The 16,938-nt window shown below is 38.3% G+C and carries 12 protein-coding genes and 1 pseudogene; 9 read left to right on the forward strand and 4 right to left on the reverse strand.

Annotated elements, in window-relative coordinates; genetic code table 11:
- Positions 1–776 precede the first annotated feature (776 nt).
- The 8 genes from PQ479_RS02045 (at position 777) to PQ479_RS21845 (ending at position 10,975) form a co-directional block, all read left to right on the forward strand.
- Complete coding sequence (locus tag PQ479_RS02045) at positions 777–1,772, forward strand: AAA family ATPase (RefSeq protein WP_047989246.1); 996 nt, start codon at positions 777–779, stop codon at positions 1,770–1,772.
- Complete coding sequence (locus PQ479_RS02050) at positions 1,769–2,632, forward strand: DUF58 domain-containing protein (protein WP_053070428.1); 864 nt, start codon at positions 1,769–1,771, stop codon at positions 2,630–2,632. The genes PQ479_RS02045 and PQ479_RS02050 overlap by 4 nt, the downstream gene beginning before the upstream one ends.
- 46 nt (positions 2,633–2,678) lie before the next feature.
- Positions 2,679–4,484 carry a vWA domain-containing protein gene (locus PQ479_RS02055; protein ID WP_047989245.1) on the forward strand — a complete coding sequence of 602 codons (1,806 nt, stop codon included), beginning with the start codon at positions 2,679–2,681 and terminating at the stop codon, positions 4,482–4,484.
- Positions 4,468–7,248, forward strand: a complete 2,781-nt coding sequence (locus tag PQ479_RS02060) for a VWA domain-containing protein (RefSeq protein WP_047989244.1) — start codon at positions 4,468–4,470, stop codon at positions 7,246–7,248. Before PQ479_RS02055 ends, PQ479_RS02060 begins: the two co-directional genes overlap by 17 nt.
- A 642-nt stretch (positions 7,249–7,890) precedes the next feature.
- A complete protein-coding gene (locus tag PQ479_RS02065; RefSeq protein WP_273716732.1) occupies positions 7,891–8,322 on the forward strand; it encodes a hypothetical protein in 432 nt (143 codons plus the stop codon).
- Between the two features lie 375 nt (positions 8,323–8,697).
- Positions 8,698–9,981, forward strand: a complete 1,284-nt coding sequence (locus tag PQ479_RS02070; protein ID WP_047989242.1) for an aspartate aminotransferase type Ic — start codon at positions 8,698–8,700, stop codon at positions 9,979–9,981.
- A 163-nt stretch (positions 9,982–10,144) separates the two neighbouring features.
- Entirely contained in the window at positions 10,145–10,528 is a 384-nt protein-coding gene (locus tag PQ479_RS02075; protein WP_273716842.1) for a substrate-binding domain-containing protein, read from the forward strand.
- 243 nt (positions 10,529–10,771) lie between these two features.
- The gene (locus PQ479_RS21845; protein WP_420535510.1) at positions 10,772–10,975 is read left to right on the forward strand and encodes a hypothetical protein; all 204 of its coding nucleotides are present in this window, start codon (positions 10,772–10,774) and stop codon (positions 10,973–10,975) included.
- Positions 10,976–11,949: 974 nt separating this feature from the next.
- Here PQ479_RS21845 and PQ479_RS02085 read toward each other — a convergent pair.
- The 3 genes and pseudogenes from PQ479_RS02085 to PQ479_RS02095 all read right to left on the reverse strand — a co-directional run bounded on the left by PQ479_RS02085 (position 11,950) and on the right by PQ479_RS02095 (position 15,281).
- A complete protein-coding gene (locus tag PQ479_RS02085) occupies positions 11,950–13,095 on the reverse strand; it encodes a Ger(x)C family spore germination protein (RefSeq protein ID WP_047989241.1) in 1,146 nt (381 codons plus the stop codon).
- A gap of 35 nt (positions 13,096–13,130) precedes the next feature.
- Positions 13,131–14,279 (reverse strand): spore germination protein, encoded by a 1,149-nt coding sequence (locus tag PQ479_RS02090; RefSeq protein WP_083991266.1) that lies wholly within the window; start codon positions 14,277–14,279, stop codon positions 13,131–13,133.
- Between the two features lie 303 nt (positions 14,280–14,582).
- Positions 14,583–15,281, reverse strand: a pseudogene (locus PQ479_RS02095) (N-acetylmuramoyl-L-alanine amidase family protein).
- A gap of 364 nt (positions 15,282–15,645) precedes the next feature.
- On the opposite strand from PQ479_RS02095, the gene PQ479_RS02100 reads away from it, so the two are divergent.
- Positions 15,646–16,098, forward strand: coding sequence for a hypothetical protein (locus tag PQ479_RS02100; RefSeq protein WP_000701227.1), 453 nt, complete (start codon positions 15,646–15,648; stop codon positions 16,096–16,098).
- A 254-nt stretch (positions 16,099–16,352) separates the two neighbouring features.
- On the opposite strand, the gene PQ479_RS02105 is transcribed toward PQ479_RS02100, so the two are convergent.
- A complete protein-coding gene (locus PQ479_RS02105) occupies positions 16,353–16,928 on the reverse strand; it encodes a recombinase family protein (protein ID WP_047989240.1) in 576 nt (191 codons plus the stop codon).
- Between the last annotated feature and the right edge of the window lie 10 nt (positions 16,929–16,938).

The raw sequence follows: 16,938 nt of genomic DNA on the forward strand, positions 1-16,938 counted from the left end.
CAGGTGAAACTTAAGCTGGAAGTAAATAGTCAAACCAGCTTCTAGTTGAGCCAATCGGGCCATTAGGGGCAGTAAAATAAAGGCATTAAAAAAAGCCTACTGCCCATTATGGCGGGGTCAGGTGAAACTTAAGCTGGAAGTAAATAGTCAAACCAGCTTCTAGTTGAGCCAATCGGGCCATTAGGGGCAGTAAAAAACATTAACTTTCCTCTTTGTGCTGGTTCATTTTAATAAATGATGTAAGACTGTTTTTGAACATAAGAATTTAAAGTAACCTAGCGGCCTGTTATACGGAGACTCGCGTGGGACGTAGTGGCGAAAGCTTGAGATCCAGTGGCGTAGACGATCAGCTCAGTGCCACTCGATTGTCTAAGAGTAACAACGAGCAACGGTCCGTGTTCGCAGTAACTTTCATACAAAATGCACATGGCGAAGCCCTATTCCCTTCGCCACCGACAAAATTCAAAGTAGGCTTTTGCTCTTTGGCTGATAGAATTTTGTTTAATTGCATTTTTACTTCTTTACCTGGTGTTTTTTCATTTAATACATTTATATTTTGTATGAGAAACTCGCCAACCAATAAGGCTGCACTAACCTAAGCGGAGGGAATGGGGAGGCCGACTCTTGCAGGAGGAAAGGGCAGGCTGAGATCCACTTGCGTTAGCAAGTTAGCTCAGCGCCCGCCTGCGGAAAGCGTGCCCCCTATTCCCGTAGCGATTTTCGAAGAAGAGCACATCGCCCTTAGTCCACTTTCATACAAAACAGGAGGCATTTCGATGGATATTTCAATGCAACATTATGAAGAAGCCAATAAAAAAGTCAACGATGTATATCGTGAGGTTTCATCTTTTATTGTTGGACAAGAACAAGCAAAAAAACAAGTATTTTGGTCGATGTTAGCAGGGGGACATGTATTATTAGAAGGTCTACCAGGTGTTGGTAAAACGATGCTCATTCGTACATTCGCTGATGTCCTATCCTTAACATTTTCAAGGATTCAATTCACACCAGACTTAATGCCTTCAGATATTACGGGCACGATGATGATTAATCAACATGACAAAGAACAACGCTTCCAGTTTCATGAAGGCCCTATTTTTTCACAAATCGTATTAGCTGATGAAATTAATCGTGCTACACCCAAAACCCAAAGTGCTCTTCTAGAAGCAATGGCAGAAAAGACGGTTACGGTTATGGGAGAAACAAAAAGTCTTCCCAAGCCATTTTTTGTATTAGCAACTCAAAATCCTGTTGAGCTAGAAGGAACGTATCCGTTACCAGAAGCACAAACGGACCGATTTTTATGTAAAGTGACGATGGAATATCCGACAAAAGAAGAGCTTAAAACGATTATTGAACGAACGGTTAACCAAACAGAAGTTACATTACAGGAAGTGCTTGATCAAGAAACGTTACAAAATCTACAACAGCTTGTCCAGCAGATTCTCCTATCTGATGAAGTACTAGATTATGCGATTGAGTTAATAGAAAAAACGCAACCAACCTCTGCGGCTGCTTCTGAGCAGGTAAAGCGATTTGTTCGCTATGGTGCTGGACCTCGTGGCTTACAAAGCTTAATAAGGCTCGCTAAAGCAAGAGCATTAACAGAAGGTCGATTACATGTTTCGATTGGTGACATTAAAGAAGTTTTTATCCCTGTATTGAGGCATCGTCTCTTTTTAACATTTGAAGGAGAGGCACAAGGATTTTCGTCCGATACGATTTTGGCACAAATACTGGGAGAGAACAGCGAAGTGAGTCGTTCTATATGAACAGCTTTCTCACTCCTCAACTTGAAGCAAGGCTAAAAAAAACACAATTTGTGACACGAACTAGATTAGTATCAGGACAGCAAGGAAATCGGCGTGCGACAGGATTCGGTCGCTCCTTAGATTTCTCTGATTATCGTTCGTATCATTATGGTGATGATTTAAGACAAATTGATTGGAATGTCTATGCGAGAACGAACAAGCACTATATTAAAAGATTTTTAGATGAAAAAGAAATGCAGGTTGCTATTTATATAGATTGTTCAAAATCCATGCGTTTAGATCCTTTGAAATGGCTAAAAGTACAACAAGTGACGAGTTTTCTAGCATTAATTGGTTTTGCGAACGGTGACCGAATGAGTGTCTTGCCCATTCAAGCGAAAACCAGTCCATTCTTACAAAAGAAGGGAGCTGGGTATTACCCTGTATTAAATCATTACTTACATACTTTAATGGATTTTAATCATGAAGCTTTTTTTAAGAACCTTATAAAAGTCAAACAACATCGTGCTTCTTTGCATGTTTTCCTTACAGACACATTTGAGGAAACGGATGATATCATTGAATCGATTCAACAGTTTCAATCAAAGGACCGACTTATCATTTTACAAGTGATGACAAAGGATGAAATAGAGCCAACGATTCGTGGTGATAAGAAAGTCATTGATAGTGAAACAGATTCCCATGTGAACGTAACGATTCAAAAAAAGACAATAAATAGTTATGTAGACCGATTAAATGAGCATATAGAGAGGTTACGTTATTTTTGTCAAAAGCGAGGAATTTCAATTGTTCAAATGGATGTCGATGCACCATTGGAGAGCCTTTTTGTTCAATTAAAGCAGGAACAAATTATTATGTAAACATCGCTAGCATTTAGAGATAGATAAAGTAAAGGGGGTGAGGGAGATGGGAGTTATCGCACCATGGTTTTTGACAACTAGTATTTTCCTTGTTGGTTTAATAGCTATATATATGTTTAAAAAGCAATATGAAGATCACATCGTTTCTTCTGATTTGTTTTGGCGAGAAGCATTAAATGAATGGCAAGCAACAAAATGGTGGCATCGATTGCAGCGACACCTGTTATTTTATTTGCAATTTCTTATAATCCTCTTACTTGTAATTGGACTTTCGAGACCGTATTTCGAAAATACAGAGCACATTGAAGGAGAACATATCTTTATCTTGCTGGATGGTTCTGCCTCCATGTTAGCTTATACCGAGCAAGGAAATACTAGGTTCGATGAAGCAAAAGATGAAGTGATGAATCTTTTGGAACAGGTTCATAAAGACCAATTTGTGAGCGTCTTATTAGTCGGGAATACCGCAGAGCCTATTGTCTTACAAGGTGAAAATAGCCGAATGATGAGGCAGAGTGTAGAAGAACTAACACCGAACTATGAAACGGCTAACTTTGATTATGCTTTTTCATTTGTTGAGGCAGTGGCCAAAGAACAAGATATATCTGTACATATTTACTCTGATCGATTTACGATCGAGGCTGAAGATGAGCGAACATATCCTTATTATGTGTCTAATTTTGGTGAGGAAGAGGTCGACAATATTGGTTTAGTGAACTTCGTTTTAATGGATTCAGAAGAAAAGGCTTATATAGAAGTATATAACGAAAACAACAAGTCTTTTGAGGTGCCCATTCAATTAAGAGTTGATGGAGAATTATTAGATGAACAAATGTATACCGTTGAACCGGGAGCTAGTTATCTCGAGTTAGAGAGCGTGCCTAGTGGAGAGAAGTATGAATTATCATTACTTCGTGAAGATCAATTTTCGTTAGACAATACATTTATTAGTTTTCGTTATCCTTCAGCTGAACCGACTATTTATGCGATTGGTGACTTGAGTCCTTTTGTTTTACAAACTTTAAATATTCTCCATGCTGATGTAGTATCAGCCGATAAATGGACAGATATACTTGATCCTGACCCAAATGCCGTGATTGTCACAGATTCCGATATCTTACTTGAAGAGATTAATAGGCCTATTATATTCATTGCTACCCATCAAGCCGGCCCACTTCAATATTCTAAAAAAGAAGTTTTATCACTAAAACCAGAACAATCATTTGAATCAACTTTATTTAATTTTCAAAATATCAGTGAAGTCTATATATCAGAGGCTAGACAGATAGAAAACGAGTTGGATACAGAAGTGTTAGTTAAAAGTGATGAAATTCCACTTATTGAAAAAGGACAGTTGGGACAAGTACCGTTTATTTCCATAAATTTTGACATTCATGACTCAGACTGGCCGCTTCACTATGGTTTCCCGATCTTCTTTTACCAAGCGATAGAAGAACTCGCAAATAATGAAGCGATGCTAGGTTATTTTGAACCTTCTGAGCACAGGGAAATTCGTTATCCAGACGTTGGCCAATATGACCTCATTCATGAATCTGGTAAGGTTGTAACGACGCTTTCGTCTGATCAGCGAGAATTCCAGGCCCCAAAAGAACCGGGTTATTATGAGCTCGTCCATGAACAAGACGATACCATTCGTTTACCTTTGTATGTGACATTACCAACAGATGAAAGAACCGTTCAGGCATTTCCTTCATTTGAGGGCGGTGAAACGTTGTCTGAACAAGCAAAAGAGCAATCGTTTCAAAATGACTTATTATTTTGGTTTGTGCTCCTAGCTTTCATCATACTGTTTGTTGAATGGGAGGTGTATCGTCGTGAATATCGAATTTAATCATCCATGGATGTTCCTATTTCTGGTTCTCGCTTTCTTATCTGTATTTTTCTTTGTAAGAACGATGAAAAATAAACAAAATAAAAAAGAGTTACGCTGGATTGTCAGTATTCGCTCGATCGTCTTGGCTTTACTCATCTTCGCGCTAGCTGATCCTACCCTTGTTCTTACTTCAAAGGCTGTCCAAACTGTTTTTGTTGTCGATCGTTCAGATTCGTTAAAAGGAAAAGAAAATGAAACCGAGCAATTTATTTATGATGCGGTCCAAACTAAAAAGGATGAAGATGCGTTTGCAGTCGTTTCATTTGGAGAAGAAGCTCATGTCGAAAGACTTTTAGGTGAACAGAATACATTTACTCTGAATGAACGTCAAGCGGGTAGCCATACACATATGGAGTCTGGTTTACAGCTGGCACTCAGTTTATTACCAGAAGGAAATGGTCGAATTGTTTTAATGAGTGATGGCTTGGAGACGAAAGGTGATGCCCAGCTTATATCAAGACTGGCCGAGCAGCAAGGTGTAACGATTGATACGGTTTTAGTCGAAAAGGATATGCAACAAGATATTGCGATGAGCGAACTACAAGTTAGTGAGCACGTATATTTGGGAGAACAAGCTACTATTTCTTTTCAATTAGAAAGCACACAAACTACCGAAGCACTTATACGGATTCGTGTGAATCGAGAGGTTGTGATTGAAGAGAATATACAAGTGATTGAAGGGTTGCGTACTTATCAATATCAATACGAGGCAACTGAGCCGGGTCTACAAGTCGTCGATGTAGAAATAAATGCTGAGCTTGATCAAATCCCTGAAAATAACCAGCTCACAGCGACATTTCAAGTAATCGGAGAACCAAAAATATTACTGGTAGAAGGAAAAGAGAACGCTGGACAACAATTAGCCACGGCCCTTTCAGCTACTAATTTTGGATTTGAACGTATTAGCCCTGATCAAATACCTAATAACTTAAATTATCTATTAAATTATCAAGCAATCGTTTTTGCCAATGTTTCGGGTGTTGCCGTATCTGAAGCAAAGATGGATTTGATTGAAACAGCAGTTCGACAATTTGGTGTAGGCTTTATGATGACTGGAGGGGAAGAAAGTTTCGGGTTAGGTGGTTATTTTAAAACACCTATCGAAGAAATTCTACCAGTTGAAATGGAGCTAAAAGGGGAAGAAGAATTACCTTCACTCGGAATTATGTTTGTGATTGATAAATCTGGGTCGATGATTGGTTATCGGATGGAACTAGCGAAGGAAGCAGCTGCCCGTTCTGTAGAACTACTACGAACAGATGATACTGTTGGAGTTGTTGCCTTTGATAGTGAGCCATGGCAAGTGGTCGAGACAGGTCCCGTAAATAATATTGATGATGTTGTTGAACAAATTACTTCCATTCAAGCTGATGGTGGAACAGAAATATACCGTGCTTTAGATTTTTCATATCCTCAGTTGGTGAATGAGTCATTACAAAGGAAACATATGATTTTATTAACAGACGGTGATTCTTATGGAGGTGGAGACTACCAAAGTTTGATCGAAAGTGGTTTAGAAAATGGGGTTACTTTATCAACAATTGCAGTTGGTTCTGATGCGAACCATGGCTTACTAGAAGAGTTAGCTAAATATGGAAATGGACGTTATTATTCTGTTTTTGATGAAAGTACAATACCTAGTATCCTTTCCCGTGAGACAATTATGATGACAAGGACTTATATTGAAGATGAGCCATTCTATCCTCAACTTGTTCGCGATTCTGAATGGACCCCTTTGTGGGAAAATGGAATAGCAGAAATGAATGCCTATATTGCAACAACACCAAAACAAAGGGCAGAGGTTATTTTAGAAAGTGAAAAAGAAGATCCAATTCTTGCCCGATGGCAGTATGGGTTAGGTCGGACGATAGCTTGGACATCTGATATTGAAGGAAAGTGGTCTGGTAGTTGGTCTGCTTGGTCTGAGTGGTCAACCTTTTTAAATCAACTAGTTACATGGGTCCTACCATCAACCAATGATGAGAGCTTTTTTATTCATACGAACCATCATGGCTCGCAAACAACCGTAACGATTCAGTCTGAAGATGACGCCTCCTATTTATTAGGGGCTGAATTAGTTAACGATGTCGGGGAAGATGTTCGGCACCAATTTAGAAGGATAAGTCCAAATCAATATGAATTAACGTTTGAAGGTTATGTCGGTGTCCATTATTTACAACTTATCGATCAACGGGATGAGACTCCCCTTTATCAAACGAGTATTTCGGTTCCTTATTCAGATGAATACAAACCACAAGAAGCCAATCAAGAGTGGCTGCAACAATTAAGTTCTTCTACCAATGGAGAGCATATCGAATCTGCTAATGAGGTATTTAGAGAACTCGTTTATCCAAAGGTAGAAAGACAGACGATTAATCATTGGCTTGTTTTACTTGCTTTATTATTATTTTTTATAGAAATTGTAATCCGTCGATTTGGTCTACTGAGTTGGAATAAAAAAATGACACTATCAAAAAATCTTAAAGAGAGCACCAATGAAAATCTGACGGCACTTCAAAATAAAATCAAACAAAAGCGTGAACATTCAACAAAGAAAACCGGCACATCCATAAACGATAAAGAACAGAAAACGACGACAAATAAGCAACAAGAAGATGTAGAGAAAACTAAACAACCTAAAAATAAAACGAAACAAGCAGAAGAAAAGCCAATAGAAGATAGAATGAAGAGATTACTCGATGCAAAAAATAAAAAAAGATAACGAAACGGCCAGCAGCGCCATGAGTGCCTAACATTTATACAAAACTTAAATGGTGCTGCTAACAACTCATCACAAACAAATATAAAAGTGTGGTTTGAACCTTTTAATTGATTGCCATTCATTCAATTCATTTTAGTTATTGTTCAAGAGCGATACTTATACTTAAGAGTAGCACATACACAGAGGAGCATGATTTTGGTAGTGGTAAGTAACGCTTCGCACATCAGCTTTAGATAACTTTGATACAAAACGCACATGGCGAAGCCCGGTTCACTTCGCCACCAACAAAGATGAAAGTAGTGGCGACTATTTAAACAGTGGGCCCGTTTACAACTCCATCACCATGAGGAGTCCGTACGACCAAAAAGGGATCATTGTCCTGTTAAGGTCGTATCGCAAGATGGATGACTAGCTAACTTCAAGGCATAACCTATCGCCCCTAAGTCCACCTTCATACAAAAGTCGTGTAGCCTTTTATAAGGATATACGACTTTTTTTGCGTTAACTTTGTCAGATTGTACCGATAAATTTTTTCGTGAAATCCTTATAATTAGAATGAAAATTAAGAAAAATTCATAGCAATATGTAAGGGCTTACATTATAATAAAAGATATTACTAAGATAAAAAAGGATGTGTAAACGATGGAAACGAACTACAATGATTTCTCGGTACACATGTCAAAAGAACAGCTAAACCAAATGGTATATGAAGTAATGAGTGATAACTATCGTATTTTTTGGGGTTTTAATGAAGGTAAAATGATTTTAAATATTTATAATAAAGAAGTTAATAATAAATTAACTTTTATTAAACGAACAGGTTCGATGGAATTAATTGATGTAGATGTCAAAAGCACAACAGTAGAAAAAGCCTTAAAAAAGACTACAAAAGACGTAGCCAAACATGCATTAAAGAAAAAAATAAAACGCGAGCGGCAAGTAGTCGAAGCAGAAATAGATTTGGAGCTTGAACGGTTGCAATGGTATCTCAATCAATCGGATTCCGTTTATGTGTTTAATATCAAAGCAACATTAAAAGAACTAGTAGAGGAATTAGAAGACAGTATTACTTAAATGAAAACGAACAAGTAATTCTTAATTGTATAGACGTGTAACTGTCTCTAAAGTTAATTAAATTTGATTTGATACTTTTAACCAAAACCTGTGACATTGAAACTGGATGCCATAGGTTTTTCTTATTTGTCGGCATTATACAGCCCGTGAAATTAAAATTGGACGTGAAAATCATAAACCGCAATGACCAACTCGTACCATTACACATAAGGTATACTACAAGCGAAGCAAAAGGCAGGAGAGCATACTCTTCAGACACCATTATTCTAATCAATATAAAAATAATACATGTTCATCCTAGCATCTTTCATCAATTTATTTTAGAATAAGTAACGAGAGACTCATTTCAAGGTATTTGAGAAGGAGAAGATGGAATTGACGGTATTAAGTGACCTCAGTCAACAAGAACTAGAAGAACAATTACAACAACTTGAAAAGAAATATGATCAATTTAAAGAAAAGGGACTAGCACTCGATATGTCTAGAGGAAAACCTTGTCCTGAACAACTAGATTTAACTAAAAAGATGTTAGATCTTGTTACATCTGATGACGTTTACAAAACGAACTCAGGTGTTGATATTCGAAATTATGGCGTATTAGACGGGTTAGCAGAAGCGAAAGAATTATTTGCTCCGATTTTAGGGGTAAAACCTGCAGAAGTAATTGTCGGAGGAAATTCTAGTCTGACGATGATGCACGACACGATTGCCAGAGCGATGCTTTTTGGTGTTGTGAATAGTCCTAAGCCATGGAGTCAATATGAAAAAATTAAGTTCATTTGTCCAAGTCCTGGTTATGATCGCCATTTTGCTATCTGTGAATTATTTGGTATTGAAATGATTACAGTGGATATTTTTGAAGACGGTCCAGATATGGATACGATTGAAAATTTAGTGAAAGAAGACCCAACAATTAAAGGTATTTGGTGCGTACCTAAATATAGTAATCCAATTGGCAACACTTACTCAGCCGAAGTAGTAAGGCGTTTAGCTGAGATGGAAACAAGTGCAAAGGATTTTCGTATTTTTTGGGATAATGCGTATGCGATTCATCATTTAACGGAGCAACATGATGAGCTAGTCAATATTTATGATGCATGCGAAAATGCCGGTAACGAAAACCGTGTTTTTATATTTGCTTCAACCTCTAAAGTGACGTTTCCTGGTGCAGGAGTTGCAGCAATGGCAGCAAGCCCAGAAAATGCAACCCGAACTAAAAATCAATTAGGCATTCAAACCATTGGATCGGATAAAATCAACCAGCTTCGTCATGTAAGATTTTTTGAGGAAGAAGGTTCGTTACAAGAGCACATGAAAAAGCATGCGGAAATTATTCGTCCAAAATTTGATAAAACGATTGAGTTATTTGAAAAGTTTTTGGGTGGAAAAGAGATTGCCAAATGGCTTCAACCTTCAGGTGGTTACTTTATTAGTTTAGATACTTTGGATGGATGTGCAAAAGAGGTAGTTTTATTAGCAAAAGAAGCTGGTGTTACACTAACGGGTGCAGGAGCAACCTATCCTTACGGTCAAGACCCATACGATCGTAATATTCGAATCGCTCCAACATTCCCAAGCCTAGACGAATTAGAATTGGCTATTGAGATTTTCTGCGTATGTGTAGAAATTGTTTCAATTAGAAAGTCACTAGCAGCATAATAGAACGATAATATGAAGGTAAGGGGCTTAGTAGCAGAGAATCTACTAAGCCTTTTTAGTCTGTGCGATTATATTAAATAATAAGAAGAAATGATTCAATTATAATTTCGCGTACCGTAATGATTAATCAAAAAAATATATCGTAAACCAAGAGATTGGTTTTATTTGTGGCCGTGAATGGTTAAAGGGTGCAGAAAATGAAATGATCGATTTACGTGAGACAACGTTTATCCGTTATATACAAGAAGTAGGCGACTACAAGCAGCAACATGTTTTTATTGGTCAGTTTTCAGTTGAAGACGGTTATCAGCTTATGAAAAAGGCGATAGAAACGCTCGAAGAAAATCTACCAACCGCTTTTTTTGCAAGCAGTGATGTCATGGCCATTGGCTGCCTACGAGCATTACACGAAGCGAATATTGACGTACCAGAGCGCGTAAGTATTATTGGTCTCAATGATATGTCGGTTTCTAAGTATGTATTTCCAGCGTTGAGCTCTATTAAAGTATATACCGAGATTATCGGTGAAACGGCTGTGGATACATAATGGAGAGGTTTGATGGACGTAAAGTATCAAAGATGATATTTGTTGGTACAGAACTCATTCTTCGCCAAAGTGTTAAAACCATGGAATAAAAAATAAAATTTCACGTACCATAATATTATTAAAAATTTATTAAAAAAATCCAATAAGACAAGATAAAAACGGAAGCACGACAAAGAAATGCCGGTTAGTCGTACAACGAAAATCTATTGCTGATCCATAATAGTTTTCATCTTGAGGGTTAGCTTGTATGCTTCAATTAAACAGGAGAGTATTAACTATGCCTTAAGTCAACAGTTCAAGAAGGATATCAACTATGCAGACTTCCAAACCACGGAAATACATGGCGGAACGGTAGGAAACGTATATCTAGTAACAGGGAGTGATGGAACCGCGGATGGTGAAAAGATGCCATACCGTATCGTGCTAAAAATCCAGAAAAAATGGTAGCGATACGGAGATCCAACTTCATGGAGAAGGGAATATGATCTATATACGTCCGACATGGGTACGACATTCTCTGATACCTTTCGCTGGCGTGTTATCACGCCGAGATTAATAACGATAAGAATGAATGCCAGCTGTGGCTGGATATATCGATGGCGTAACTGTTTTAGATTTGACCTGTGACATGTATGAACAGGCTGCACTAGAGTTAGAACGCTATCAAGGCAAACTGTATTTGGAGCAACCCGCTGTACTCAGGAGCCTAAACCTGAGCCATGCAGAATTCATGAAGAATACGTATTTGCGTTACCAATCATGGCCGGTCGTCTACAATTATATACGTTTAGAAGATTGTGTAATGCCACAACACTTACGAAAAATGCTCATCGACATTGATGAGCACGCAGACGAGATACTCCTACTAATGTCATCTACATTGTGTTCACTAATACATATAGGGGTAGCGTCAGGATAATGCGGATTAACAACGATAAGGAAATCCAGATATTAAAAAAGCCTAATTTCTCGGTAGTATAAGTGAGAAATTAGGCTTTAGTTACTCCCGTTAACACACCCGTTTGCTAAATTTTAAAGTTCTATAAGTCTTGGTAACATTCATCTTTCCCTTTTTCCAAAAAATAATCTTATCTGGTTTGAACATCCCGACGATAAAGAGGGATTGGATTAAAAAATTTAGAGAAACAAATAAGAATGTTATATTTATCTCTCCATTTAATGTAATACCAAACATCGTCAAGCCTGAAAACATTAATAAAAAGGTGTACAGAGCTACTTGTTTCCTAGATTCTTTAAGGTTTTACAAAAATGATTATTTCTGGATTAAATATACCGATAATGGGGTTCCGTCAGGAAAATGCGGATTTACAACGTTAAACTATTTTTTGGGAAACAAAAACCTTGCTTCCCCAACGCTAAGCAGAAGAAGCAAGGTGAGTTAATAATTTCACTTGCCAGAATCACGAGGTGGATTCACCATGTTCATGTAATTTATATCTTCCAGGGTAAACAATATTCACCTCAACCTTTACATGGCGCAGGGAATCTTGGTTTAAAACGAGTTGCTGTTTTCCTGTGGCAATGCTCTTCCATTGATGTGGATGTTTGCGATACAAAGATTCGCCCAAATTGTAAATATCTATACCCTCTTTAAAAGCAGTTTGATACGTTTTGCGGATTTGCTCCTCTATTTTTTCCTGAGCCATTTGTGTGAGTTCCTTTTCGGTAAGGTCCGTATGCAATTCATTGATCCCCGCCTTCACTTTTACTGAAATATCGAAATACGCATTGTTCAATTTCACAATAGGAGTCACTTCATATTTGGGTTTTTCTGCGATAAGAACAGCCGCAAGCTTCTCTTCGGTAAACAAATCAAGAGGTACTCGGATCGTGTGAGTACTTAGCCAGGGCATTCCCGACAAATCCTTAAGATCCATTCGTCCATAATAATTGTTTAGATCATATACTTGTACGCCTGAATATCTAAGCAGCTCTTTTGGTTTATTACTTTCCTGCCATTGACCTTTGCGAAGCGATAATTCCGGTATATAACTGGTTCTAGCCTTTTCGTTTGAGTCCAGTACAAATTGTTGCAGGCGGACCGGAGCAAGGATAGAGAACTGTCTGAAACTTTGCTCGGGATTGTGAAGAATGGATGCCTTTGGCGATAATCTAAAAAATGGAGTTGCCAGCAAGATTTCTTCAAGAGGCTCTCTTGTACTAAACAGCCAGGCCAAGTATCTTATTTCACGATAACGGTTGATCAATTCCAGCACTTCTCCGACTTTGTTTTCCTTCATCAATCTCTCGCTGAACAAGATGGCAGAGATTTGTCCCCAGTTTAAGCGCTGTTGTGATGTACTGTACAAATCATTTGCCGCCTCTGTAAACGAGGAACCTTCGCCTTTGGCCACCCAAACCGGGGGCTGCTCCGCTTTTTGCTGTCCCTCCAGCTTGGCCACTGTCGAGAAATCAAGCAATTGCACATATAAGGTGTATTGGCCATCGACATAGTCTATTCCAACAGCCGTAGCATAGTTCATGTTTTGCACTTCATATCTGCTCCAGCAACCGGTTAGGGTAAGGAGAAGGAAAAGTGCAACCATACTTTTATATCTCCTCATTTTTGCTTATCCCCTTGTCATGTAGAATCTCGTGTCTTCAACATGTCCGGTCGAGTGTTTCGCCATGGCCAAGGTAATCGGAACAAAGCGTTGGCCAAGTCTTTAAAAGGAGGTGATATTGGGGCCAAGTAAGGCAAGCTGCATGAACGCAAAGAGGCTAAATGGCTGAGCACAATAAATATTCCAAGAAAGAAGCCATAAATGCCAAGCATGGCAGACAGAATGAAAAGAAAAAAGCGTAAGATACTAATTGTTCCAGCCAATGATAAGCTCGATAAAGTTGAACCAAAGATTTGTGTAATTGCTCCGATGACAACGATACCTGGGGATAAGAATCCAGCACGAATGGCTGCATCCCCCAGGATAAGTCCTCCTACAACTGTTACCGTGGACCCGACCGCAGAAGGCAATCGGATACCAGCTTCCCGCAATATTTCTAAGAAGAGAAGTGCAATAAACATTTCAACTGCCACATCAAAAGGGATTCCCAACCGGTTAATCCCCAAAGTGGCAAGCAGATAATAGGGCAGCTGATCTTGATGATAGGAAAGAATGGCAACAAAAAATGCAGGAAGCAGTAGCGATACGGACAAACCAAGTAAACGAAGCGTTTGACCAAATGTAGTTGACAAAGCAGTAAAGTGGATATCTTCGGGTGCTTTCACAAGCAAAAATAAATTGGCAGGCGCAATCAACGCAGCCGGTGTACCATCCACAATCAACGCTACACGGCCATTTAGCATACAGTTAACGGTAAAGTCTGGTCTTCCTGTATACCCCATCAAAGGAAATAATGCTTTTGTCGGTTCCATTAATTCTTCTAGCTGAGTGGCGCTAAACGCTCCGTCAATGTGAAGATCATCTAATTTATGCTTTATATCTTGAACAATCTTAGGATCAACAATGTCACGCATGTATAGAATCGCAACGGTTGTTTTCGTGCGAACGCCTACTTTTTTCGTTTCATAAACCATGCTGGTTGATTTGATTCGTTTCCGAATTAACGCCACATTGACTCCCAGTTCCTCCACAAATCCATCCTTTGGCCCCCGTACCGAGACCTCAATACTGGATTCTTCCGGATTTCGCGCGGGTTTTTTTGAGATATCGAGGGAGAACAAGGAACGTAGGGTCGGAGTATACAAAAGCAGTTTGCCTTCAAAAATATCCGTTCGAAAGCATAATAATCATGTATGACTGAATAGGAGTAATCTTAGGCAAAAACTCACCTCAAATCCAACAATTGGAAATAGAAACATCATGAGCTATAATTCCCTCAACAACTTCGTTCTATTCATCTGATATTAAGCTAGTCCTGGCTTATATCGGCCGGACTAACTTAGAGCAAGAAAAAAATGCTAAGCCCGTCACATCAAAGACTTAGCGTATATTTTGTTCATCCAGCCTAGTTATCCATTTTGATAAAACTTTAACGTGCTCGCAGTCAAGCAACCGTTTTCCCAACGAAACTACACATTTTCAATAATAATCCTTTGTGCTGTTCTCAGGTTGCGTTTTACAGATCTCAACACATTTTCTTCTTCTGCGTAAGCACCTACTTGCACACCGTCAACAATTACACGTTTAATAGCCATATTGCTTTTCAGATTAGTCGATTTTCTCTTCAAATTAAACGCGCGTGCTAACCCATTAACATGCCCTTGGGCAACCGCTTGCCGCCAATTCGGGTCTCTTAATTTTTGGGCATCGCTTGCATGATCAATAAATCCGTTCTCCGTTAATAAAGCGGGCATTCTGGTTTCTCGCAGTACATGGAAATCGGCCTTTTTTTTACCACGGTTATGCAAGTTATTTACTTTGACAATTTCTTCATGCATAATGTCCCGAATTAACGCTGTTCTCGATGAATCAGACAAACTGTTATGAATATAATCTTCATACCCATGAGCTGAACCGTTAAATGCATTAACGTGGATGGATAGAAAATAATCTGCACCCCAAGCATTCGTATCATCTGTACGTTCTTTCAAGCTGCGCGTAATATCTGCTGTTCTACTCATTTTAATTTGCAGGCCTTCATAATGGTTTTCCAAGAGATTTCGGATGCTATGGGAAATATTTAAGGTAATTTATTTTTCCTGCATCCCATTGCCAATAGCTCCTGGGTCCACTCCCCCGTGACCAGGATCTAAATATAATTTAAACATTTTACACCACCTCGTACAAATACAATATGATCGAAGAGTAACGGAGGTATAGGAATTCGTCTGAGGTACATATAAAAATAGGTGATGATAGGCATTACATTTCATTGAATCAGATGATTTATTTTAAAGCTAAGAAATTTTCCAAATGCGAGACCATATGTATGAGCAGCAGGAATTAATGTTCCATATTTTTCGTGGGTCAGGCAAACTCTTGTTCATCTAGACAGTAGGCTGATTGATTATTGATGCTTCTTTCTTAACAAAACACCTAAGTGATTCTCTGTGCATATACTGTATCATTACTACAGGATTATGATTAAATACAACTCAATCCATACATAAAATAATCGAGGAGAGGTTAATTTTGAAAATTCCAAAGACAGCCAAAGTTAGTATCCCCTTTCCATCCGTATGGGGGATTGATGCTTCTATTGCGGGGAGATCCATTATTAGAGGTATACTTACCATTGATTCCATTGTAGACAACAAAGTAGTAGGTACAGTTAATTTTCGTGGTATACCTATTCCGATTAATGGGTATTGGGACGAAAGCGCTAAACAAATAAGTTTCGATTCACCATATGCCTCCTTTTTTGGCAACTTGACAATATTTGATGAGACCGCTATAAGCATTCGGCATTTCGTTTTAAGTGGACGGTTTATAATGAAACCTCCCTCTTTGCTGGCTGGTGAATATGGAAATTGGATTGCTACAACCTTTACACCCCGTTTGGGACCTCCCATATATACTAATGTTTTACCACCTGCTGGTGCCTTTTCAGTCTCAAGTATGCTCTTGGGACAGCAATTGTTTTAATTAGACCATGACTTTATAAAAACAACCTTCGTTTGTGATTGACTAAGGTTGTTTTTTATAAAGTGTTCTCGGAAAATACAGCCTTGCTTTAAATCTGAGTTTAGCGTATATCTCCGTTAAAATGTACTCGGAACCCTTTGATGATCGTGCCTAGTTAGATAAACAAATATTGATACTTCCTTATAGAAATAGCCTGCTTGGTTAGGTACGTTGTTTCACAATCCCCGGAAATTTTTAATATAAGTAATGAATGCTTATTTTTTTCCTTCCGATAGCTTTCTATATAAAGAAGCTCTAGATACATTTGTAATTTCACAAATTTGATTTACAGTCATATTTCCTTCTTTAAATAGCTTTACTGCATAATTCATTCCTGCGTGATTTTTATGATATTTCTTTAACCGTCCTTTAAACTTCCCTTCTTTCTTTGCGAGCTCAATTCCTTCACGCTGACGCATACGAATAAGGTCTCGCTCTAATTGGTTAACACCAGCCATTACCGTAATTAAGAATTGGCTATATGGATTATCTTCTGATAAATCTAGCCATGTATCCTTAAGTGATTTTAAGCTTGCCTTTTTATTTCGTATTAAATCAATCAATTCAAATAAATCTTGCGTACTTCGAGTGATCCGAGTTAAATCTGTAACATAAATAATGGCACCTTCCTGTAAATCCTCTAACATTTTTTGAAGTTGTTCACGATCTTTTGTGGCTCCTGAAGTTTTTTCTTCATAAATAATATCCATTCCAATTTCGTTCAATTGCCGAAATTGTCTTGAAGGATTTTGGCTAGTCAAACTGACGCGTACATAACCGATTTTCTGCAAAATTTCACCT

It is taken from the genome of Alkalihalobacillus pseudalcaliphilus, assembly GCF_028610675.1.
Lineage (GTDB): Bacteria > Bacillota > Bacilli > Bacillales > Bacillaceae_D > Alkalihalobacillus > Alkalihalobacillus pseudalcaliphilus.